The sequence below is a fragment of the Alistipes sp. An66 genome (genome assembly GCF_002161445.1).
GTDB lineage: Bacteria > Bacteroidota > Bacteroidia > Bacteroidales > Rikenellaceae > Alistipes > Alistipes cottocaccae.
Map to the genome: position 1 here is coordinate 45,181 of NZ_NFHT01000012.1, position 20,889 is coordinate 66,069.

The 20,889-nt window shown below is 60.7% G+C and carries 25 protein-coding genes; 17 read left to right on the forward strand and 8 right to left on the reverse strand.

Going from position 1 to position 20,889, the window contains the following annotated elements; all coding sequences use genetic code 11:
- The first annotated feature begins 30 nt into the window (after positions 1–30).
- The 10 genes from map (at position 31) to B5G16_RS09000 (ending at position 5,656) form a co-directional block, all read left to right on the forward strand.
- Complete coding sequence (gene map, locus B5G16_RS08955; protein ID WP_087263402.1) at positions 31–807, forward strand: type I methionyl aminopeptidase; 777 nt, start codon at positions 31–33, stop codon at positions 805–807.
- A gap of 6 nt (positions 808–813) precedes the next feature.
- On the forward strand, positions 814–1,032 hold the full coding sequence (infA, locus tag B5G16_RS08960) for a translation initiation factor IF-1 (RefSeq protein ID WP_009597667.1): 219 nt from the start codon (positions 814–816) through the stop codon (positions 1,030–1,032).
- Positions 1,033–1,047: 15 nt separating this feature from the next.
- A complete protein-coding gene (gene ykgO, locus B5G16_RS08965) occupies positions 1,048–1,164 on the forward strand; it encodes a type B 50S ribosomal protein L36 (RefSeq protein WP_010262443.1) in 117 nt (38 codons plus the stop codon).
- Between the two features lie 31 nt (positions 1,165–1,195).
- Positions 1,196–1,576, forward strand: coding sequence for a 30S ribosomal protein S13 (gene rpsM / locus B5G16_RS08970; protein WP_087263403.1), 381 nt, complete (start codon positions 1,196–1,198; stop codon positions 1,574–1,576).
- 13 nt (positions 1,577–1,589) lie between these two features.
- Positions 1,590–1,979, forward strand: coding sequence for a 30S ribosomal protein S11 (rpsK, locus tag B5G16_RS08975; protein WP_022307380.1), 390 nt, complete (start codon positions 1,590–1,592; stop codon positions 1,977–1,979).
- A 54-nt stretch (positions 1,980–2,033) separates the two neighbouring features.
- The gene (gene rpsD, locus B5G16_RS08980) at positions 2,034–2,642 is read left to right on the forward strand and encodes a 30S ribosomal protein S4 (RefSeq protein WP_087263404.1); all 609 of its coding nucleotides are present in this window, start codon (positions 2,034–2,036) and stop codon (positions 2,640–2,642) included.
- 23 nt (positions 2,643–2,665) lie between these two features.
- A complete protein-coding gene (locus B5G16_RS08985) occupies positions 2,666–3,658 on the forward strand; it encodes a DNA-directed RNA polymerase subunit alpha (RefSeq protein ID WP_087263405.1) in 993 nt (330 codons plus the stop codon).
- 4 nt (positions 3,659–3,662) lie between these two features.
- Positions 3,663–4,250: a 50S ribosomal protein L17 gene (gene rplQ, locus B5G16_RS08990; RefSeq protein WP_087263406.1), complete on the forward strand. Its 588-nt coding sequence runs from the start codon at positions 3,663–3,665 to the stop codon at positions 4,248–4,250.
- Positions 4,251–4,400: 150 nt separating this feature from the next.
- A complete protein-coding gene (locus B5G16_RS08995; protein ID WP_143260857.1) occupies positions 4,401–5,069 on the forward strand; it encodes a DUF6624 domain-containing protein in 669 nt (222 codons plus the stop codon).
- 146 nt (positions 5,070–5,215) lie between these two features.
- Positions 5,216–5,656 carry a PepSY-like domain-containing protein gene (locus tag B5G16_RS09000; protein ID WP_087263408.1) on the forward strand — a complete coding sequence of 147 codons (441 nt, stop codon included), beginning with the start codon at positions 5,216–5,218 and terminating at the stop codon, positions 5,654–5,656.
- 145 nt (positions 5,657–5,801) lie between these two features.
- On the opposite strand, the gene B5G16_RS09005 is transcribed toward B5G16_RS09000, so the two are convergent.
- From B5G16_RS09005 to lysS, 3 genes are all read right to left on the reverse strand, one after another.
- Entirely contained in the window at positions 5,802–6,266 is a 465-nt protein-coding gene (locus B5G16_RS09005; protein ID WP_087263409.1) for a MaoC family dehydratase, read from the reverse strand.
- 257 nt (positions 6,267–6,523) lie between these two features.
- The gene (tpiA, locus tag B5G16_RS09010; protein WP_087263410.1) at positions 6,524–7,282 is read right to left on the reverse strand and encodes a triose-phosphate isomerase; all 759 of its coding nucleotides are present in this window, start codon (positions 7,280–7,282) and stop codon (positions 6,524–6,526) included.
- Between the two features lie 45 nt (positions 7,283–7,327).
- Entirely contained in the window at positions 7,328–9,055 is a 1,728-nt protein-coding gene (gene lysS / locus B5G16_RS09015) for a lysine--tRNA ligase (protein ID WP_087263411.1), read from the reverse strand.
- A gap of 226 nt (positions 9,056–9,281) precedes the next feature.
- On the opposite strand from lysS, the gene B5G16_RS09020 reads away from it, so the two are divergent.
- Positions 9,282–11,102 carry a DNA/RNA non-specific endonuclease gene (locus B5G16_RS09020; RefSeq protein WP_239406057.1) on the forward strand — a complete coding sequence of 607 codons (1,821 nt, stop codon included), beginning with the start codon at positions 9,282–9,284 and terminating at the stop codon, positions 11,100–11,102.
- 123 nt (positions 11,103–11,225) lie between these two features.
- Here B5G16_RS09020 and B5G16_RS09025 read toward each other — a convergent pair whose 3' ends face one another.
- The 5 genes from B5G16_RS09025 to B5G16_RS09045 are packed head-to-tail and all read right to left on the reverse strand — an operon-like array spanning position 11,226 to position 16,539.
- The gene (locus B5G16_RS09025; protein ID WP_087263412.1) at positions 11,226–11,897 is read right to left on the reverse strand and encodes a phosphatase PAP2 family protein; all 672 of its coding nucleotides are present in this window, start codon (positions 11,895–11,897) and stop codon (positions 11,226–11,228) included.
- A 7-nt stretch (positions 11,898–11,904) separates the two neighbouring features.
- Entirely contained in the window at positions 11,905–13,410 is a 1,506-nt protein-coding gene (locus B5G16_RS09030) for an MBOAT family O-acyltransferase (protein ID WP_087263413.1), read from the reverse strand.
- Entirely contained in the window at positions 13,407–15,008 is a 1,602-nt protein-coding gene (locus tag B5G16_RS09035; protein ID WP_087263414.1) for a hypothetical protein, read from the reverse strand. The genes B5G16_RS09030 and B5G16_RS09035 overlap by 4 nt, the downstream gene beginning before the upstream one ends.
- 7 nt (positions 15,009–15,015) lie before the next feature.
- Entirely contained in the window at positions 15,016–15,777 is a 762-nt protein-coding gene (locus B5G16_RS09040) for a zinc metallopeptidase (protein ID WP_087263415.1), read from the reverse strand.
- Between the two features lie 12 nt (positions 15,778–15,789).
- Complete coding sequence (locus tag B5G16_RS09045; RefSeq protein ID WP_087263416.1) at positions 15,790–16,539, reverse strand: SDR family NAD(P)-dependent oxidoreductase; 750 nt, start codon at positions 16,537–16,539, stop codon at positions 15,790–15,792.
- Positions 16,540–16,616: 77 nt separating this feature from the next.
- Between B5G16_RS09045 and B5G16_RS09050 the strand changes: the two genes are divergently transcribed.
- From B5G16_RS09050 to B5G16_RS09075, 6 genes are all read left to right on the forward strand, one after another.
- Positions 16,617–17,861, forward strand: a complete 1,245-nt coding sequence (locus B5G16_RS09050) for an ABC transporter permease (RefSeq protein ID WP_087263417.1) — start codon at positions 16,617–16,619, stop codon at positions 17,859–17,861.
- Positions 17,858–18,574, forward strand: coding sequence for a bifunctional demethylmenaquinone methyltransferase/2-methoxy-6-polyprenyl-1,4-benzoquinol methylase UbiE (ubiE, locus tag B5G16_RS09055; RefSeq protein ID WP_087263418.1), 717 nt, complete (start codon positions 17,858–17,860; stop codon positions 18,572–18,574). Before B5G16_RS09050 ends, ubiE begins: the two co-directional genes overlap by 4 nt.
- Before the next feature lie 42 nt (positions 18,575–18,616).
- The gene (locus B5G16_RS09060; protein WP_087263419.1) at positions 18,617–19,135 is read left to right on the forward strand and encodes a hypothetical protein; all 519 of its coding nucleotides are present in this window, start codon (positions 18,617–18,619) and stop codon (positions 19,133–19,135) included.
- Positions 19,132–19,599 carry a hypothetical protein gene (locus tag B5G16_RS09065; RefSeq protein ID WP_087263420.1) on the forward strand — a complete coding sequence of 156 codons (468 nt, stop codon included), beginning with the start codon at positions 19,132–19,134 and terminating at the stop codon, positions 19,597–19,599. Before B5G16_RS09060 ends, B5G16_RS09065 begins: the two co-directional genes overlap by 4 nt.
- A 102-nt stretch (positions 19,600–19,701) precedes the next feature.
- Entirely contained in the window at positions 19,702–19,932 is a 231-nt protein-coding gene (locus B5G16_RS09070; protein WP_087263421.1) for a hypothetical protein, read from the forward strand.
- Between the two features lie 236 nt (positions 19,933–20,168).
- Entirely contained in the window at positions 20,169–20,783 is a 615-nt protein-coding gene (locus B5G16_RS09075) for a flavodoxin family protein (RefSeq protein WP_087263422.1), read from the forward strand.
- Positions 20,784–20,889: the final 106 nt, after the last annotated feature.

Here is a 20,889-nt window from a genome sequence, read left to right on the forward strand (position 1 = left end):
TTTGTCCGAAGAGTTTTTAGCGAAGAATCAATGATCTATTTGAAAACAGACGAGGAGATCGAACTGCTCCGCGAAAACAATATTCTGGTGTCGAAGACCCTGGCGGAAGTGGGGCGCCACATCCGTCCGGGGATCTCGACCCTGGAACTGGATCGCATCGCCGAGGAGTTTATCCGCGCGCACGGCGCAGTTCCGGCTTTCCTCGGGTATCAGGGATTTCCCGCTTCGTTATGCATATCGGTTAACGAACAGGTAGTTCACGGTATCCCATCCTCGAAATGCGTCCTCCGTGAGGGCGACATCGTTTCGGTCGATTGCGGTACGTTTATGAAGGGGTTTGTTGGTGATTCGGCGTATACGTTCGCCGTCGGAGAGGTTGCCGAGGATGTACGGCAGCTCATGGAGGTCACCAAAGAGGCTCTTTATAAAGGTACGGCACAGGCAAAGGCCGGCAATCGCGTGGGCGACGTGTCGGCGGCCGTGCAGGAGCACGCCGAAAGCTTCGGCTACGGCGTGGTGCGCGAGTTGGAAGGTCACGGACTGGGTCGGAAAATGCACGAAGACCCGGGTGTCCCCAATTACGGCGCACGCGGCAGAGGCCCCCTGCTCAAAGAGGGCATGGTCATCTGCATCGAACCCATGATCAACATGGGGACCAAGGCGGTGGTGTTCGAACGGGATGGCTGGACGGTCCGCACACGGGACCGCAAGCCTGCGGCTCACTACGAGTTCGCGGTTGCGATCCGCAAGTCCGGGCCCGATGTCCTGACGGACTTCAATATCATCGAACAGGCAATTAACAACTGAAACTCTATGGCAAAACAAGCAGCTATCGAACGTGACGGCACGATTATCGAAGCCCTGTCGAATGCGATGTTCCGCGTCGAACTGGACAACGGTCACGTGCTTACCGCTCATATCTCCGGCAAGATGCGGATGCACTACATCAAGATCCTGCCCGGGGATAAAGTAAAAGTGGAGATGACGCCCTATGACCTTACCAAAGGACGTATCTCTTTCCGGTACAAATAATTAGACGCTTGAAAAATGAAAGTCAAAGCATCCATCAAGAAGAGAAGCGAGGATTGCAAGATCGTGAAGCGCAAAGGCAAGCTTTACGTCATCTGCAAGAAGAATCCCAAGTTCAAAATGCGCCAGGGTTAGTTTAACAAGTTAAAAAAGAAGGAATTACAATATGGCACGTATTGTCGGTGTAGATTTACCGAAAAACAAGAGAGGCGAGATCGGCCTGACCTATATCTACGGCATCGGTCGTTCTACGGCTCGCAAGATTCTCGACGCCGCAGGCATCAGCTACGACGTCAAGGTTCAGGACTGGTCGGACGACCAGGTCGGCGCAATCCGTTCGCAGATTGCCGAAATGGGCATCAAGGTCGAGGGCGAATGCCGCTCGATGGTCCAGTTGAACATCAAACGACTCATGGATATCGGCTGCTACCGGGGTATCCGTCACCGTCTGGGCCTTCCGGTCCGCGGCCAGTCGACCAAGAACAACGCGCGTACCCGCAAGGGCCGCAAGAAGACCGTCGCAAACAAGAAAAAGGCAACGAAGTAATCTTTAAGGAATTATGGCAAAGAAAACTGGAACAGTCAAGAAGAAGGTTGTCAAGGTGGGCGCCGTGGGCAATGCCTATGTTCACTCCACTTTCAACAACGTAATCATCACCATCACCAACGAGGTGGGCGATGTCATCAGCTGGTCGTCGGCCGGTAAGATGGGATTCCGTGGTTCGAAGAAGAATACTCCGTATGCCGCCCAGACGTCGGCCGCCGATTGCGCCAAGGTCGCTTACGACATGGGTCTGCGCAAGGTCAAGGTCTATGTCAAGGGTCCGGGTGCGGGTCGCGAGTCGGCCGTGCGCACCATCCACGGAGCCGGTATCGAGGTGATGGAGATCATCGACGTCACTCCGCTGCCGCACAACGGCTGCCGTGCTCCCAACCGTCGCCGTGTATAGTTGCCGGTCGGAACGGAAAGGAAATATTTCAAGGTTTTTTAATATTGCAAGACAATGGGAAAATACATAGGACCTAAATCGAAAATCGCCCGCCGGTTCGGCGAAGCTATCTATGGTGCGGACAAGGTGCTCGAAAAGCGCAATGTTCCCCCCGGACAGCACGGTCTGGCGCGCAAGCGCAAGAAAGTGTCGGAGTACGGCACGCAGTTGAGCGAGAAGCAGAAGGCCAAATACACCTACGGACTTCTGGAAAAGCAGTTCTCGCGCACGTATGAACAGGCAGCCCGTATGGGCGGTATCACGGGCGAGAACCTGCTGAAACTGCTCGAATGCCGTCTGGACAACGTCGTTTACCGCTTGGGTATCGCTCCGACGCGTGCAGCTGCCCGTCAGCTCGTTTCGCACTGCCACATCTGTGTGAACGGCAAGGTCGTGAACATTCCGTCGTACTCGCTGCGTGCGGGGGACATCGTGTCGGTTCGCGAGAAGTCGAAGAGCCTCGAAGTGATTACGGCCTCCCTGTCCGGTTCGTCGAAGAGCCGCTACGCCTGGTTGGAGTGGGACAACGCCACGATGAGCGGCAAGTTCCTCCAGCGTCCGGAGCGTGAGGAGATCCCCGAAAACATCAAGGAGCAGCTTATCGTCGAGTTGTACTCGAAGTAGTAATCAAAACAAATTCACGCATTATGGCAATATTAGCATTCCAGAAACCTGAGAAGGTTATTATGCTTGAATCCACTTCGTCGTTCGGGAAGTTCGAATTCCGACCGTTGGAGCCCGGATTCGGCATGACTGTCGGTAACGCTTTGCGCCGGATCCTGCTCTCTTCGCTCGAAGGGTATGCGATTACGACTGTCAAGGTAGCCGGTGTCGACCATGAGTTTGCCGCTATTCCCGGTGTGATGGAGGACATGTTGAACATCATCCTCAATCTCAAACAGGTTCGCTTTATCCGCACAGTCGACAACCAGGATGCCGAAAAAGTGTCCATTAACGTTGCGGGTGTGACGGAGCTGACTGCCGGATATATCTCGAATTACCTGTCGTTCTTCAAAGTTCTGAATCCGGATCTGGTGATCTGCCACCTGGCTCCGGGTACGAAGATGCAGATGACGCTCACGATCGGCAAAGGCCGTGGTTATGTTCCCGCCGAGGAGAACACGCCTGCCGACTGCGAGTTCGGGACGCTCCCGATCGATTCGATCTTCACGCCGATCAAGAACGTGAAGTACTCGATCGAGAACTACCGCGTCGAGCAGAAGACCGACTACGAGAAGCTGAATTTGGAAATTACTACCGACGGGTCGATTCACCCCAAAGAGGCCTTGAAGGAGGCCGCCAAGATCCTCATCCAGCACTTCATGCTCTTCTCGGACGAGAAGATCACCGTCAACATGGAAGATACGAACGGAGCCGAAGAGTTCGACGAGGATGTACTCCACATGCGCCAGCTGCTGAAAACCAAGCTCTCGGATCAGGACTTGAGCGTCCGCGCCCTGAACTGCCTGAAAGCAGCCGATGTGGATACCGTCGGCGACCTGGTCAAGCTGAACCGCAACGACCTGTTGAAGTTCCGCAACTTCGGCAAGAAGTCGCTCACGGAGCTTGACGAGCTGCTGGCCTCGCTGAACCTGAAATTCGGTATGGACGTATCAATCTACAAACTTGACAAAGATTAATTAAATGAGACACAATAAGAATTTCAACCACCTCGGCCGTCAGGCGGGACACCGCAAGGCGATGCTTTCGAACATGGCGTCGTCGCTGATTCTGCACAAACGCATCGAAACCACCGTTGCGAAGGCAAAGGCCGTTCGGCAGTTCGTGGAGCCTCTGGTCACCAAGTCGAAGGAGGACACGACCCACTCGCGCCGCGTCGTATTCTCGTACCTGAAACAGAAGGAGGCCGTCACGGAGTTGTTCCGTACGATCGCCCCGAAGATCGCCGAGCGTCCGGGCGGCTACACGCGGATCCTGAAAACGGGATTCCGTCTGGGCGATGCCGCCGACATGTGCATCATCGAGTTCGTGGACTTCAACGAGGCCTACACGCTCGGGATCACGCCGGCCGCCGCTTCGGAGTCGAAGCCCAAGACGCGCCGTTCGCGCAAGAGCGCCGCGAAGAAGACCGATGCCGTAGAGGATGCAACGGTCGTCGAGGGTGAGACCAAGAAGGCCGCTCCGAAGGCTCCGAAGGCCCCGAAGGCTACGGCCGCCAAGGCCGCTGCCCCGAAGGCTGCGAAGAAGACCAACGTGGGCAAGAAAATGTAATTCCCGCGGGGGGGGGTAAAGGCGAAGGGTGGACCCCGGGCCGGACTCTTTCCCGAATGCGGAACGAAATCTCCGAAAGGAGCGGCTTTGCTTCGGCAAACCTCCTTTCGGGGATTTTTCGTTGTATGGAACCATCGAATGCTTCCGGTCATGAAACGTGTTCTTCTTTTGCTGGCAGGACTCCTTTTCGGGAGCCTGCATCTTGCGGCCCAAGACCTCGATTCGCTGCTGCGGGTCATTCACGACCGCGACCAGGCCGTGCGTGCGGAGGTTGTCCGCCTTTCGCAACAGGTTCCGCCTTCCGTCGATTCGCTGCTGGCGGCCTATGGACGGATGCAGACCGTCGATGCGGAGAACCAGCGCGTGGTCTCCGAACTGCTGGAAGGCGGCGGATGGCCCGAGGGAATCTCCGACGAGGCGGGTGAGACGATCTGGCTGGTAATCGACCATGCCGATTTGGAGATGCAGCGGCGCTGGATGCCCCTTATCGAGGCGCAGATGGCGGCCGGGAGGGTTTCGAAGTCGGGCTATGCGACGCTGCTCGACAGGATGCTGATGCGGGAAAAACGCCCGCAGCGATACGGGACGCAGACCGTTTCGGTTTCCCGCATGATCGAGGGGGATTCGACCCGTATGGAGCGCCAATGCTGGCTCTGGCCCGTGGAGAACCCCGATCGGCTCGATTCGTTGCGGGATGCGATGGGCTTGATTCCGGTTGCGGTTTATCTCCGGGAGGTGGAACGAGTCTATGGCGCTCCATGTCTGTGGGATCCGCAACTCTCCGTGGAGCAGGTCGAAGCCCTGCGCTCCGAACCGTAGCGAAAACGGGTGCATGGCGGAATCCGGAGAATTTTTTGCACGAAAATGCGGCGGAGAGGTGCGATTTTAGATTCCGTTCAGAATTCCGCCCGATCTTTGTATCGTAAAATAAAACCGAATACGTTGAACCATTCAAATTGACGATTATGAAAAAGATCATGCTTACCGCCGCTCTTCTCTTTGCCGGAATCACCGCTTCGCTGGCCGATAACGACCGTCCGATTGCGCTGGACAAACTGCCCGCCGCGGCGCAGACCTTCCTGAAAACCCACTTCGCCGACCTCACCCTGGCCTATGCCGTCGAGGATCCGAAATTCGTCGGATCGGAGTACGAGGTGACCTATACGGACCGCACCGAGGTCGAATTCCGTCCGAACGGCGAGTGGTCCTCCGTGGAGCGCAGGTATGCCGCCGTGCCGGCCTCGATCGTCCCGGCGCAGATCAGCGACTATGTGGCCAAGAGCAGCTTCCCGAACCAGTACATCAAGAAGATCGAACGCGATGCCTATACCTGGGAGATCGAGTTGTCGAACGGCATCGAGATCAAGTTCGACAGGGAGTTCCATGTGATCGACATCGACGATTGATCCCGGACCCGGGAACGGATCATCCGGCTCATTCCGCCCGGATTGCCGCCCGGCCGGCGCAAAAAGGACCGGACCTCTCCCGAAAGGGATGAGGTCCGGTCCTTGTGTGTCGGGGTCCGGTCTGGGGCAGCCCCCTGTGCGGCCGCTACTTGAAGTGGTAGAGGAAGATCACCGTGGCGTCCATGGCCGTCTTGGGACAGTCGCGGATTTCGAGTGAGACCTTGATCTCGGCCTTGGCGATGCCCCGCAGGTTGGCGATCGAGACCAGCGTGGCCCGCAGCCGGACCTCGCTGCCGACCGTGACGGCCTGATTGAAGCGCAGCTTCTCGATGCCGTAGTTGACGAGCATCTTCACGTTCTCGACCTCCACGACCTGTCCCCAGAGGTAGGGAAGCAGCGAGAGGGTCAGATAGCCGTGGGCGATGGTCGTCTTGTAGGGGCTCTCGGTCCGTGCACGTTCGGGATCCACGTGGATCCACTGGTGGTCCAGCGTGGCGTCCGCAAAGAGGTTGATCTGTTCCTGGGTGATCTGCAAGTAGTCGGAGACGCCCAGTTCCTGTCCCGTGTAACGGGAGAAGTCGTCGAAATCGTGGATGATGAGTTTGCTCATGGGTGATAGCTATTGGTTTCCGGTATCTTCGGTAAAGATAGGAAAAATTTTTGCTCCCGCATCGGGATTCCGCCGAATTTACATGGGGTGTCTCTCCCGGCGGCATCAGCGACGGAGAACGGGGGTGTCGGGACCTCCGGAGACCGGATCGGGCGCCGCAGCGGTATGAAAAAAGCGGGTCCGAACGATTCGGACCCGCTCTTTTCGAGATCCCGTTTCGGCGCAGGGCCGCTCCGGGATTCCTTTACCGGGGATTCCTATTTCTGAAATCCCTTGCCGATGGCGAGGAAGTCCTCGGCTTTCAGCGCGGCGCCGCCGATCAGGCCGCCGTCGACATCCTCCTTGGCGAAGATTTCGGCAGCGTTCGAGGGCTTGCACGAACCGCCGTAGAGGATCGGGCACTCGGCGGCTGCGGCGCCGAACTTGTCGGCCAGCACCTTGCGGATGTAGGCGTGGATCTCCTGTGCCTGGTCGGCCGTGGCGGTCTTGCCCGTACCGATGGCCCAGACGGGCTCGTAGGCGATGACGAGGTTCTTGAACTGCTCCTCCGTGAGGTTGTAGACGACCTCCTCGATCTGGGCCTTCACCACGTCGAAGTGTTTGCCGGCCTCGCGCTCGTCGAGGTTCTCGCCCACGCAGTAGATCGGCGTCAGACCGTTTGCGTAGGCCTGGGCCATCTTCTTGTTGAGCGTCTCCGACGTCTCGCCGTAGTACTGGCGGCGCTCCGAGTGTCCGAGGATCACGTATTTGCAACCCAGCGCGGCGAGCATCGAGGCTGCGACTTCACCCGTGTAGGCACCTTTGGCCTCGGCGGCGCAGTTCTGTGCACCGAGTTCGACGTCCGAGCCTTTCAGGGCCTCGGCGACCATTGCGAGGTGGGTGAACGGCGGGCAGACGATGAAGTTCACGCACGAGCATACTTCGCCGCGTCCTGCGACGACGCCCTTTGCCAGTTCGACTCCTTCGGCGGGAAGCGTATTCATCTTCCAGTTGCCGGCAACGATTTTCTTTCTCATAGTTTTACAAATATTTGAACAGTTGAATATTTCTGGTTGCTCCTGTCATTCCTGCGCGGCGCACCACGCCTTGACCTCCTCCATCGAAGGGGCTTTCAGCCCGAGCTTGTTCTTCTTGTTGAAGCCGCACAAGTCGTTGAAGAACTTGCCCGGCGCGAGTTTGCGCAGCGAGTCGACCGTCAGGTACCCCATCTTCTGGATCACCGGGACCCACTCTTCGGGGATGCCGATGGCGGTGTAGGCCTCGACGGGATCGTTCACGGGCTTCTTCTCGGGGCGCATCTGCGGGAAGAACAACACGTCCTGGATCGAGGTCTCGCCGGTCATGAACATCGTCAGGCGGTCGATGCCCATGCCCATTCCCGAGCAGGTCGGCATCCCGTATTCGAGGGCCCGGACGAAATCCATGTCGATGAACATCGCCTCGTCGTCGCCCTTCTCCGACAAGCGCAGCTGCTCCTGGAAGCGTTCCAGCTGGTCGATCGGGTCGTTGAGCTCCGAGTAGGCGTTGCAGAGCTCCTTGCCGTTGACGAAGAGTTCGAAACGCTCCGTGAGATCCTTGTTGTCGCGGTGGCGCTTGCACAGCGGCGACATCTCGATCGGGTAGTCGCAGACGAACGTCGGCTGGATGAGCTCCTCCTCGCAGTACTGCCCGAAGATGGCGTCGATCAGCTTGCCCTTGCCCATCGTATCGTCGATCTCGACGTTCAGGCGCTTGCAGGCCTCGCGCAGCTGCTCTTCGCTTTGGCCCGTGATGTCGTAGCCGGTCTTCTCGCGGATGGCGTCGGTCATCGTCAGGCGGCGGAACGGCGCCTTGAACGAGATCGGCCGACCGTCGATCACGAGCTCCGTGGTGCCGTTCACGGCCATCGAGATGCGTTCGAGCAGCTGCTCGGTGAACTCCATCATCCAGCGGTAGTCCTTGTAGGCGACGTAGATCTCCATGCAGGTGAACTCGGGGTTGTGCGTGCGGTCCATACCCTCGTTGCGGAAGTTCTTGCCCAGCTCGTAAACGCCGTCGAATCCGCCGACGATCAGTTTTTTGAGGTAGAGCTCCGTGGCGATGCGCAGGTAGAGGTCGATGTCGAGCGAGTTGTGGTGCGTGATGAAGGGACGCGCCGACGCGCCGCCCGGAATGGGTTGCAGGATCGGCGTCTCGACCTCGACGTAGCCCTTCGCATTGAAGAACTCGCGCATCGTGGAGATGATCTTCGCGCGCTTGACGAAGGTCTCCTTGACCTGCGGGTTGACGATCAGGTCGAGGTAGCGCTGGCGGTAGCGGATCTCGGGGTCGGTGAAGGCGTCGAAGGTCTTGCCGTCCTTCTCCTTGACGACGGGCAGCGGGCGGATCGACTTCGAGAGCACGGTGAACGCCTTGCAGTGTACGGAGAGTTCGCCGGTGTTGGTGCGGAAGGCAAACCCTTCCACGCCGATGAAGTCGCCGATGTCGAGCAGCTTCTTGAAGACCGTGTTGTAGAGCGTCGGGTCCCCTTCGGGGCAGATGTCGTCGCGGCGGATGTAGACCTGGATGCGTCCCGTGTGGTCCTGCAACTCGAAGAACGAGGCGCTGCCCATGATGCGGCGCGACATGATGCGGCCCGCGATGCGGACCTCCTGGAAGTTCTTCGCGTTGTCGTCGTAACCCTCGGCGATTTCGCGCGCCGTGGCCGTTACGTCGTAGCGTGCGGCGGGGTAGGGTTCGATGCCCAGGTCGCGCAGGGCGTTGAGCGACTGTCTGCGAAGCTGTTCCTGTTCGCTGAGTTCGATTGCCATATCGTCAGTTTTATGATGTTTCGTGGTATATCCCCGCAAAAGTAGTGAAAAACGGGCAAATTAGCAACTCGCCGGGGCGTTCAAACATCGGGCGATTTTGTTTGTTCGGAAAATATTTTTATATTTAACCCCTCATGTCTAACCAAAAAACGTGTTTATGAAACAAACTTTCACTCACTCGTCTATTTGTTTCACACTGCGCCGTATTTGGAAATTCCCGACTTTGTTGCCGGGATTGTTCGTGCTTTTGCTGACGTTTTTTACGGCGTGCGGCGGCGACGATGGTGCGGAGGATGGCACCTATGCCGTCGTGGAGGCGGCGTCGTTCACCTTCAACGAAAATGATCCCACAAAGAATGTAATCCAGGTACTGGCCAATACGGAGTGGACGGTCTATTGGACGCCGGAGACTTCGGGCGTATCCGTATCTCCGGCGACCGGATCGGGTAACGGAAGTTTTTATGTGGCTGACATGCCGGCGGGCCAAACCTTGAAATTCGGCGTGAAAACCGCCTCGGGCAAGGCCGTATCGCAGTTTGCGACGGTGACGCGCACCTCCGGATCGGGCGGCGATGACGAAGAGGATGACGGCGATGACGACACCCCCACCGGTGAGATCGTGTTCAGCCTCGATTTCGGCGCGGCACCCGCAAGTGCGGACTTCGCCGATTCCTTTACTTCGTGGCAGACCCAAACCGGGAGCGGTGCCGGGAGTGTCGGTTATGCTTCTTACGGGGTGAAGATCCGCAGCGGTTACGACGGGGCTTCGGCCGGAGCCTCCGGCAAGGGCTATGCGACGATGACTGCAACCAAAGCGACGAATTATTTTACCGTCAAGAATATCTCGCTGCCCGCCGGAGTGCAGAATTTCACGCTGTCGTTCTATGCGGCCTTTGCTACCGGAGACGTCGTGCTGTCGGTCAGCGACGGCTCCTCGACCCGGGCGCTGACCTATCAGGCCTCCTCTTCGTATAATGTTTGGTCGGAAGTTACCGTCGGATTTACGTTGGCGAATCCCGTTTCGAATCTGACGATCACCCTGGCGCCTTCCCAGGCCTTTAATTACAATGATCGCCAGTACGGGCTGAATTTTGACGACATCGTTCTGACGACCGGTGGCGGCGGTCAGCAGATCGACTTCGGTTCGACCGGCAAGGAGTATCGCTGGGCCGAGCTTCCCGCCACGCCGGCCGACATGACCAACAGGAAGATCCATACCTTCTGGTCGACGACCGTCTCGACGAAACAGCATCTGCGCAACTACACCTATTGCTATGATACGAAACGCCACTGCCCGCTCTGGATTGCCCATCCGCAGCATGCCTGCTACGAGGAGGGCGGACGGACCCGCCCGAAGCCGGAGCCCTGGGCCGCCGATCCCAACATGACGCAGGCCGAGCAGGCGATCATTTGGATATGGCCGGGGGACAACCGCGACAAGTATGTCGTTTCGGAGTCGCCGCTCTACCGCTGGGGACGCGGGCACATGCTGGCTTCGGGTTATCGCGGCTGCGGCGATGCAAACAACCCCGCGGAAATCAATGTGCAGACCTTCTATTCGTGCAATATCGCGCCGCAGGGTGGTGAGGTTTTCAGTTCGCTGTGGCTGCAGGCCGAACAGCACATTCAGGACAATTACGTCTGTGCCGATACCCTTTACTGTGTTTCGGGCGCCCATTTCGATGAGGGGGCCATTGCCGCTTATGATGGCAGCTGGGTCAACACCAACGCCCAGACCCGAGGACATATCGACGAGTCCAAACCGTGCGAGGTGCCGACGCACTATTACAAACTGATTCTGCGCACCCGCAACGGAAATACCGGCAAGGCCATTCAGGACTGCTCGGCCAGCGAACTCATAGCCGTGGGCTTCTGGTTCGAGAACGGCGACGGAACGGATGACAGCGGAGCCGCGAAGCCGACGCTCGATGCAAGCTATCTGAAATCCGTGGCGTGGATCGAACAGCAGACCGGCTTCACCTTCTTCCCCGACGTGCCGCCCTCCGTCAAGCAGCAGTGCAACCCCTCCGACTGGAAATTCTTCTGATCCGGACCGAGGTCCGCGAAACAGACAGGGAGCCGCCCGATCGGGTGCTCCCTGTTTTTTGTCTTCTCCGGCGGGCTGTTCTCCGGCGGGTTGCCCGCATTTCACAACCGACCCGGTCGCGGGTTACTTTGCCGTCTCTTTCCCGCTGGTCAGACGGCGGTAGACGGCGCAGGCCGCCCCGCCCAGCACGGCTCCGACCAAAGCGCCCCAGACGAGATCCATCGGGAAGTGCTTGCCCAGGTAGATGCGTGAATAGCAGATCGCAAGGGCGCAGAGCGTGACCAGCACCGAAAACCACCGCCGGCGGATCGTCCGCGCCGCGAAGAGCGCCAGCGCCACGATCGTCGCGGCGTGTGCCGAGACGCTGCCGTAACGGCCGCTGACCGCCTCGACGGGGACGTGCACCGTCCACTCGCCCGCATAGCCCGCCGCAGCCAGCTCCTCCGGCGCGAGCCGCCGCAGCACGCGCAGCGAGTCGGGCGTGATGTCGAGCCCTTCGAGCGCGGGGGTGAACATCGGCCGCCAGCGCGGTTCGAAATCGGGCAGCAGGCCTCCCAACGGCCCGGTGTGCTTGAAGATCCCCGCAATCAGGTCGGCCAGCCCCACGGCCGCCGCCATCACGACGAGGAACAGCAGAACGCCCCGCCAGCCGGCCCGCCGCCACACGAGCCAGAGGATCAGCAGGTAGAGCGGGATCCACATCGTCGTACCCGAGAGCGCGAGCATCACGCGGTCCCACATCGGTCCGCCGTCGAAGTTCAGCGCCAGAAAGAGTTGGTGGTCAAGGTTCTGCATCGGTCGTCTAAAATTGGAAGTAGATGAACGGCTGGATGTCGCTCGATTTCACCTGCATGACGCACCAGATCATCACGGCGGCCATCAGCACCTGCATGACCAACGGCGCCCGGACTACCAGCTGTTGCGCCGCGGCATCGACACGCCCCGGCAGCAGGTGCAGCACGTAACCCGCGGCTATCAGCGCGAAGACTCCCGTATAACCCGCCACGACCTGCGGAATCATGGCCGCGTTGAAGTTTTCGAAGATCTGGTGCAGCATCAGCGAGACGGTCTGCATCGACTCGGCGCGGAACATCAGCCAGCCCAGGCAGACCAGGTTGAACGTCAGGAAGATCCCCGCCGCACGGCTCCACCAGTGCATCTGGGCCCCCGTGGACTTGGCCCCCGGGACGATGCCCATCCAGAGTTTGTGCAGCGCCAGCGCCGCGCCGTGCAGCCCGCCCCAGAGGATGAACCGCACCGCCGCACCGTGCCACAGCCCTCCTAACAGCATCGTGAGGAGCAGGTTCCCGTAGGTGCGTAGCCGTCCCTTGCGGTTGCCGCCCAGCGAAATGTAGAGGTAGTCGCGCAGCCACGACGAGAGCGAAATATGCCACCGGCGCCAGAATTCGGTGATCGTCGCCGACTTGTACGGCGCGTCGAAGTTCTTCGGGAAGCGGAAGCCCAGCAGCAGCGCGATGCCGATGGCCATGTCCGAATAGCCCGAGAAGTCGCAGTAGATTTGCAGCGCGTAGCCGTAGATGCCCATCAGGCACTCGAAGCCCGAGTAGAGCAGCGGCTCGTCGAAAATGCGGTCGACGAAGTTCAGCGAGATGTAGTCCGAGATGATCGCCTTCTTGAAGAGTCCCGTGAGGATCAGGAAGACCCCCGTGCCGAACATCTCGCGCGTGACGACGATCGGGTTCCGGCGGATCTGCGGGATGAAGTCCCGCGCCCGCACGATCGGCCCCGCGACCAGCTGCGGGAAGAACGACAGGTAAAAGAGGTAGTCCAGCCAGTTCGTCAGGGGTTTCAGCTGCCCGCGGTAGATGTCGATCGTGTAGCTCATCGACTGGAAGACGAAGAACGAGATCCCCACCGGCAGGAAGATGTTCTGGAATTGCAGGAAACCCTGTCCGAAGAGTTGGTTCGAGATGTCGATCAGGAAGTTCGTGTACTTGAAGTAGCCCAGCATCCCGAGGTTCACCGCTACGCTCAATGCCACGAGCCATCGTTTCGCCCGTTGGCTCGCGGTGCGGAAAATCGCCCGTGCGATCAGGAAGTCGCTCGCCGCCGCGAAGATCAGCAGCAGGAAGTAGATGCCGCTCGACTTGTAGTAGAAGTAGAGCGAAAAGAGCACCACGTAGATGATACGCCCCATCGGGGCCCGGCGGAAGGCGCTGTAAACGAGCAGGAAGCCCGCAAACAGGAAGAGGAAAAGCCCGCTGCTGAATATCAGCGGCGAGGTGGCGTCGTAGGTCAGCAATGCCTGCAACTTTTCCCAGAGGCCGTCCGTCGCGGGGAGTGTCATGGCAGCGGCAGATTAAGGGATTCGCGGTGGAGGGCCGGCAGCAGCTCGCTTTGGATCCGGGCCCGCTGCAAGGAGTCCATTACTTCGGCCGCCTTTATCCGGCGCAGTTCCGCGGCACGCCGTGCGGCGTAGGCCCGGCACGCTTCGGCGTTCAGCGCATCGAACAGCGCCCACGCCACGCGGCGTCCGCCCGCGTAGTTGATATGCGTGTAGTCCTTCCCGGCCCAGCCGTTCCGAACGAACTCCGCCATGCCGCCCTGCGCACGCATCGCGTCGCTCGTGGGCCAGAATGCCGCGCCCGCGTTCCGGGCCGCCGAGCGCTGGCTTTCCAGCATGTAGGGGATGGCGTCCATCGGCTCGAAGCCCGTGTCGGTCTTCACCGAGCGGTCGCTCACGCCCAGCACCAGCACCGCCGCCCCCGGGAAGCACTGGCGCACATAGGCGACCATCTTCTCGATCTGCGTCGCATAGCCCCGGTAGCCCTTCACCCCGGCCTGCATGATGTTCAGCCCGTATTGCAGGATCACCAGGTCGTAGGGCGCGAACGAGTGGATTTGGGCGTTCACCGACGGGTTGGTCCAGAACATCGCCTGTCCGTTGTTGCTGCGCACCGAGTAGTTGTCCACCACGACACCCCGTCCCTCGAAGATGGCGCCGTAGCCGATGAAGTTCTCCGTCCCGGAGAGCACCCGGAAGCCCAGCGAGTGGATGTGCGGTGCCGTGACGGTGATCTGGCGCACCGAGGCGTCGCCCGCCACGGTGAACTCCCGGCGCAGCGTGTCGTTCAGCGTCACCTCCACGCGGCTCTCCCGCGGCGAGAGGAAGAGGATCCGGGCGTCGGTCACGGCATCCAGACCTTCGCGGTAGTCGGTGTTCTCCCAGCGGGTGGTGGCGCCGGTGGAGGGCTGGCTCACCCAGCCCGAAACATAGAAGTGCTCGCGCAGGAACTCCGGGGCCGCCTTGCGCTGCATGATGTTGTAGGTCGTCCACCCCTTCGACTGCGTCTTCACCGTGCGGCGGAAGGCCGTCAGCGGCGAGGCCATCGGTGCGAAGCCCGTGCCGCCGCCGGGGCGTCCGCCGAAGGCCGTTTGGAGCCGTTCGCGGAGGTCCGCCGTGAGGATGTCGCCCTCGACGAACGAGTCGCCCAGGAAGGCGATGCGCACCGGACGCCGGGCCGTCAGCAGCGTGTCGCAGAAGGCCCGCAGCCGACTGCTGTCGCTGTAATCCTCGATCGGCGTCAGCGTCTCCACCCACCGCGCCGGGTCCGGTTCGCGCAGTTCATAGGGGGCGAATTCCGCTGCGAGGCGCCATTCGTAGCTCGTCGGGACCTTGCGCGGCGTCGTGTCCGCCTCGATGCGCGAGGCGACCTCCGCCAGGTCGATCCGGAACTCCTCCTCGTCGTAGAGCGCCGGCGACGAAGACTCCTCCGCGGAGGCCGAGTCGTCGAACGTCATGAGGTCCGAGAGGATGTTCGCACGGCGCAGGCTGATCCCCCCGATGCTCTGCGGGGGTATGAAACTTACGGCCACGAGCACTGCGATGAGTGCCGCGGCCGCCAGCCAGGTGCGATGGGTGTAGTCTTTTTCCGGGGTCTCCATTCGTGTGTCAGTCGCGTCGCCCGAGAATCAGGAAGACGTAGTAGAGAACCGAGGCGATGGCGCTCAATGCGGCCACCAGGTAGGTCCGGGCCGCCCACGAAAGGGCCTCCCGCGCCTGCGTGAGCTGGATGCCCTGCATCGTGCGGCTCGCCTGCAACCATTCCAGCGCCCGCGCCGAAGCGTTGTACTCCACGGGGAGCGTCACGATCGAGAAGAGCGCCGACATGGCGATCAGTCCCACGCCGATCCAGCACAGCACCTCGTTCTGCGTCGTGGCCAGGATCACCAGCCCGAGGATGATCACCCACGTCGCGGCCGACGAGGCGAACTGTACCACCGGAACCAGCTGCGAACGCAGCACCAGCGGTGCGTAGCCGCGGGCGTGCTGCACGGCGTGGCCGCACTCGTGCGCCGCAACGGCTGCCGCCGCAACGCTCGTCGACGAGTAGACCGAGTCGCTCAGGTTCACGGTCATCGTCTGCGGGTTGAAGTGGTCCGTCAGCTGGCCGCTGACGTGCGTCACCTTCACGTTGTGGATGTTGTTGTCGCGCAGCATCTTTTCGGCGACCTCGGCGCCCGTCAGGCCGCCCGGGAACTGCACTCTCGAATACTTCTTGAAAACCGATTGCAGGCGTGCCTGCACGAGGAAGCCGATCACGCCGATGGCGATGATCAGAATGAACATGCCCATCGTCGCGGCGTCGTAGCGCGCGGCGTGCGGCTCTGCGTAGTAACCTGCTTGAAGCAGGACGATAAGGGGTTGATACATGATCGTATGCGTTTATTGTTTTTTGCGGTACGTGTAGTACGAGCCGGCCTGTTGGCTCGGCATCAGTACCATATCATTAACGTTCATGTGCGCCGGTAATTGTGCGACCCACGCGATTGCTTCCGCAATATCCGCGCCGGTCAGGGGCTCGACCCCCGCGTAGACCGCTGCGGCGCGCGCCCGGTCGCCGTGGAAGCGCACCTCCGAGAACTCCGTCTCGACCATCCCGGGGCGGATCTCCGTGACCTTGATCCCCGACGCGAGCAGGTCGGCGCGCATCGACTGCGAGATGGCGTGCACGGCGTGTTTCGAGGCGCAGTAGACCGCACCGCTCTCGTAGGGCTCCGTGCCGGCGATCGACCCCAGGTTCACGATGTGTCCCCGCCCCGCGGCGACCATTTTCGGCGCGATGACCCGCGTCACGTAGAGCAGCCCCTTGACGTTCGTGTCGATCATCGCGTCCCAGTCGCGCGTGTCGCCGCAGTCGATGTGTTCCAGCCCGACCGCCAGACCCGCGTTGTTGACCAGCAGGTCCACCCGTTCGAGCGGTTCCAGGTTGCGGCGCACCTCCTCCTCCGAGCGGACGTCGAACGTCAGCGTCGTGCAGCTCCCGCCTGCGGCTTCGATCTCCGATTTCAGCGCGGCAAGGCGTTCCGCACGGCGTCCCGTGGCGATGATCGCATATCCCGCTGCGGAGAGCCGCAGGGCCGCGGCGCGTCCGATTCCCGACGTTGCGCCCGTGATGAGTGCCTGTTTTTTCATGAATTTCCCGTATTTCGGGCAAAAATACGAAATTTATATGTTTCTTTGCATAAATTTTACGACAATTTACTGCGACCGTGAATCTTGCCCTTTTCATCGCCCGCCGCATGGCCCGGACCGCTCCGGAGAACAAACCCGGGGTCATGGAGCGCATTGCCGTCGGGTCGGTGGCGCTCGGTGTCGCCGTGATGATCCTCGCCGTGGCCGTCGTCCTCGGCTTCAAGCGCGAGGTCGCCCGCAAGGTGGAGGGTATGGCCGCACATGTCTCCGTGACGGACATCCGCGGCGTCGATGCCCTCGACTCGGAGCCCGTGCGGCGCAGCCCGCGTCTGGAAGCGATCATCCGCGCGACCGACGGCTTCGTCGCCATGGCGCCCTATGCCGTCAAGGGCGGCATCGTCCGCACGGATGACGCCGTCGGGGAGGTGCTCCTCAAAGGCGTCGGCGCCGACTACGACTGGTCCTGCTTCCGCGAGTGGCTCACGCAGGGTGAGTTGCCCCGCATCGGGGATTCCGTCCGCACGAAGGATCTGCTCGTCTCCCGCATCGCCGCCGAACGCATGAAACTCGGCGTCGGAGACAGGATCGAGATGCTCTTCGTCGATCCCGGTGAACGGCCCCGCCGCGACCGCTTCAAGATCTCGGGCATCTACGACTCCGGCATGGAGGAGATGGACCGCGCCGTCGTCCTCTCCGATATCCGCAACGTGCAGCGCCTCTCCGGCTGGGGACCCGACGAGATCTCCGGATACGAGATCCGTACCCGTTCGCTCGACGGGGCCGCGGAGTTCGCCCGGCGCCTCGACCGGACCTTCCTCCACGACGACGGCGACGAAACCGCAAACCTCGCCGTCGTGAGCGTCACGGAGCGTTACGCCAACATCTTCGACTGGTTGAAGGCCCACGACGTCAATGCCGTGGTCATCATCGTCATCATGCTCGTCGTGGCCTTCTTCAACATGACCTCCGCCCTGCTGATCCTCGTCCTCGAACGGACCCGCATGATCGGTCTCCTGAAAGCCTTCGGAATGCCCGACGGGCAGCTCCGCCGGATCTTCCTCTGGCGCGCGCTCTTCGTCACGCTCCGCGGCCTCTTCTGGGGCAACCTCTTCGGCGTCGGGATCTGTCTCGTCCAGCAGTGGACCCACCTCTTCAAACTCGATGCCGAGGGCTATCTCCTCTCGGAGGTCCCCGTGGCGCTCGGATGGGGGTGGTGGCTCGCCCTCAATGCCGGATTCATCGCCGCGATCGTCGCCCTGCTCGTGATCCCCACGGCCGTCGTCGCGCATGTCAAACCCGAAGAAACCATCCGTTACGAATGAAACCCTACAATACCGATCAATCCAAGAAGGAGGAGGTCCGCACGATGTTCGACAACATCGCCCCGAAGTATGACCTGCTCAACCATACGCTCTCGATGAGCATCGACCGCCTGTGGCGCCGCCGCGTCGTGAAGGTCGTGCGGCGCGCGAAGCCCCGCCGGATCCTCGACGTGGCCACCGGAACCGGCGACCTGGCCATCGCCATGGCCCGGCGCATCGACGGCGTGCAGGTCCTTGCCGTCGACCTCTCGGAGGGAATGCTCGACGTGGCCCGGCGGAAGGTCGAGGCACGCGGTCTCGACGGACGGATCGTCCTCGACCGTGCCGATGCCGAACATCTCGATATTGCCACGGCTTCGGTCGATGTCGCCACCGTGGCTTTCGGCGTGCGGAACTTCGGCGACCTCGCCGCCGGGCTCCGCGAACTCGCCCGCACGCTGAAACCCGGCGGAAAAGTCGTGATCCTGGAATTTTCGAGACCCGCGAACCCGATTTTCAGAGCCCTGTACGAATTCTACTCCTGCCGGATCCTCCCCCGAATCGGCGGACTGATCTCCCGCGACCGCCGCGCCTACGAATATCTGCCCGCCTCGGTCGGGGAGTTCCCCGGCCCGGCGGAGTTTCTGAAAATCCTCGAAGCGGCCGGATTCAGAAACTGCAAGGCCCGGAGCCAGAGCTTCGGTATCGCGCAGATCTATGTCGGAGAACGGTAGCGGGGCCTCTCTTCGGTGCGGGATTTTAAAGATTGCGATTCTATGTGGTTGAGATTTGGAAAATATCTTGTCGGCCTGCTGTTGTTCGGCATTGCGTTGTCGGGAGGCTCCTGCCGCCGGGCCGTGGAGCGCGCAAAACGGAACATACGGATCGAGGCCGTGGAAAAGGTCGAACGCATCGGTATCTCCGGTGCCGAGGTCGTCGTGCGCGTCAACAACGGATCCCGCTACAAGCTGGCCCTGACGACGGCCGAATTCGGGCTCTATTACGCCGATGCGCGCGTCGGGACCATCGTCCTGATGCAGCCCGTCGAGGTGCCACGCCGGTCGGTCGTCTCCGTGACGACCCGCTGGCGGCTGAAAATCTCCGATCCGCTGGCGCTCTACCTCCTGGCCCGGAAGGCGTCCGGCGGGGAGTGGGACCAGATCGCGGTCTCCTGCTCCGTCGAGGGGCGCGGCGGCCCGGCTCCCGTAAAATTTTCCCGCGAAAAAATGCCGTTGTCCGATTTTTTGAATACCTTTGGAGTCTCGATCCGGGATGTCGAAAATTATCTGAAATGAAATACATTACGCTGATCCTTGCCTGTGCGCTCGCCTTTGCGGCCTCCGCCGCACGCGGGCAGTCGCTCGACGCCTTCAAACGACGGCTGGCAGAACCTACCGCCGGCTCCGCGCTCTTCGATCCGGCCCGCGTGACCGTCTGCGAACACGGCGATGCCGCACGCGTCGTCGCCGAAGCCGCAAAGTCCGCACAGCGTCTCTCCTACAAGGGCTATCGCGTCTGCATCTTCTTCGACAACGGACCCGATGCCCGCAGCGGCGCCATGGCCGCCAAGCAGCTCTTCGAGGAGACCTTCCCCGGGACAAAGGTCTACATGGTCTACGAGAGCCCCTGGTTCTCGGTCTCCGTCGGAAACTGTCTCTCCGCCGAGGAGGCCGTCATCCTCAAGGGAAGGGTCGCGCAGAAATTCCCAAAGGCCTTTCTCAAAAACGAGACCCTCGCACTCGATGAACTATTGGACTGAAAATTAGTTTTTTTAAAAAAATCACGATTTTCTTTTGCATTTTTCTGCCTTATATATATCTTTGCGACGTTCTTAACATCTAATAATTAAACGTTTGACGCTATGAAAAAGATTTTCTCTTTTGTCATCGTTCTGGCTGCTGCCGCTATGGTAAGCTGCTGTGGCAATGCCAACAAGAAGGCCGCCGCAGAGGGCGCTGCCGAGGCTGCCGCTACCGAGGCCGTTGCTGCCGAGGCTGCTGCCTGCGATAGCTGCACCGTGAAGTGCGATTCGACGGCTACCTGCTGCGCCGAGCAGGCTGCTGATTCGACCGCTGTCGAGGCTGCGAAATAAGACGCAGTTCTCTGAAAAGGAACGATCCCTCGTTTCGGGGGATCGCTTTTTTTTGTCTTGTCCGCAAGCCTGCGGGCAAAATGGCCCGGTGTGCAGGGCGGTGCGGTAAAAAATCCCGGGGACTCCGGATTTTTCCGGGCCCCTTTTCGTATCTTTGTATGCCGGTCCGGCTCCCGCGGCGTGCATGATTCGTCCGGAAATGCCGGATCTTTGTCTTCGATAAAACAGTATGGATTATGAACGTGCTCCTTCTTAACGGAAGCCCTCACCGCGAGGGAAATACCTTCATCGCATTGAGCGAGGTCGCTCGGACCCTCGAGGCCGAAGGAATCGCAACCGAGATCGTCTCTCTGGGTACCAAACCCGTGCCCGGGTGTATCGCCTGCTGGAAGTGTGCGCAGACCGGACAATGTGCCTTCCGGGACGAACTCTATGTCGAGGTGCGCGGAAAACTCGCAACGGCGGATGCGCTTGTTGTCGGATCGCCGGTCTACTTCGCCGGTCCCAACGGCTCGTTGTGCGCGCTGCTCGACCGCTTGTTCGTCTCCTGTGTCGACCGGCTGGCCTACAAGCCTGCCGCGGCGGTGGCCGTATGCCGGCGGGGCGGGGCCAGTGCGACGTTCGACCGGCTGAACAAGTACTTCACCATCCTGAACATGCCCGTCGTGTCGTCCCAGTACTGGAACAGCGTCCACGGCCGCACGCCCGGCGAGGCGGCGCAGGATCTGGAAGGGTTGCAGGTCATGCGGGTCCTCGGACGCAACATGGCGCGGATGCTCAAAGCCGGATTGCTGGCCTCGGAGGGCAGGCCCGAACCCGAGCCGCGGATCGTCACGAGTTATATCCGGTAGCGGATCCGGGCGGGGCGGAGGTTGCGCCGCAGACCGGCCGGCAGGGATAAGTCTTGTGGTCGGGTTCCGGTTCCGGACAGGAAGTGCATAAAAAAATCGCCGTCAT